This window comes from Micromonospora phytophila (assembly GCF_023656545.1).
GTDB classification, from domain to species: domain Bacteria; phylum Actinomycetota; class Actinomycetes; order Mycobacteriales; family Micromonosporaceae; genus Micromonospora; species Micromonospora phytophila.
This window is the reverse complement of the sequence record NZ_JAMOKF010000628.1, coordinates 1-1,007: the sequence shown is the minus strand read 5'-3', so window position 1 is coordinate 1,007 and position 1,007 is coordinate 1. Positions and strand designations below refer to the sequence as shown.

Here is a 1,007-nt window from a genome sequence, read left to right as displayed (position 1 = left end):
CCGGGCCCTCGCGGTGGAGGCGCACGCCGCGACGGCCCGGCTCCGGCCGGGTCGGTTGCCCGCGCCGCGTCCGGCGTCCGCGCCACCCCGTCCGCTGGTCGCCGCACGGTGGCGGCCCGCCCGGGTGGGCTGATTACGCCACATTTTCGGGTGAGCCCGGTCACACCAACGTCGAAACGGTCATCCGGCTCATTTCGTTCGATCCCTGCCGACGATTCGGCGTCGATGCCGGCCGATCGTCCCGTTGTCTGCCGTCCGCTACGCCCGCCACCGCTCGTCCCATTGAGTCCCGTCAGTGCGCAACTGCCGGCAAAAATGGTCGCGGAACCAAGGTTTACGCAGGTGGGAGGGGGTTGGCAGGGCGGGAGCCGGCCAGTAGTGTCGGCGCGTCCGGTGCGGTACCCGATCGCAAGAGGCGACGCCGCGCCGACCCGCTCAATCGTGAATCACGAACCGGGGACCCAGTGCACATCGGGGTGAATCCGCGAGCCCACGGCCCGCGGTAGGGCGTTCTTCCCGCCCGAATCCGTCAGCTAACCCGGTAGGCGGTGTCGGAAGGAGTTCCACCTTCGTGCAGCACCACACCACCCCTCGGTTGTTCCGCCGCCTCCACGGCTCCGCGGTGCCCGTGCTCGTCCGGCCGACGGCCACGAGCTGACCCACCGGTCACCGCCCGTCGCCCGGCAGTCCGGGCGCATTCCTATCAGTGGTCCGCCAACCGCCCGGACGCCGTCCGCGCGGTCGACCCGCCCTGTCCGGGCGGGGATCGGTGTGCGCCGCTCACCCCTGAGCCCGTGGAGGAACCCGTGAAGCACCACCTCAAGCGACAGCTCCGTCGTCTCGCCTCCGAGCGTCCGTACCAGGTGGCCGCCGCGTCGGCCGCGGCGCTCGTGTTCGCGTCGGGCACCGGCGCCCTGTTCGCCGCCGCCGACGAAGCGCCCGCCTCCGCGCAGACCCCGGCCGCCGTGGCCGAGCTGCGCGACGACGCCGCCGCCTCGCGCGGCCAG

At 72.9% G+C, this 1,007-nt stretch carries 1 pseudogene and 1 riboswitch; the pseudogene reads left to right on the top strand.

Annotated elements, in window-relative coordinates:
- The first annotated feature begins 422 nt into the window (after positions 1-422).
- Positions 423-563, top strand: a riboswitch (cyclic di-AMP (ydaO/yuaA leader).
- A 231-nt stretch (positions 564-794) separates the two neighbouring features.
- A pseudogene (locus tag NCC78_RS31890) lies at positions 795-1,007 on the top strand (C39 family peptidase); the annotation flags it as partial.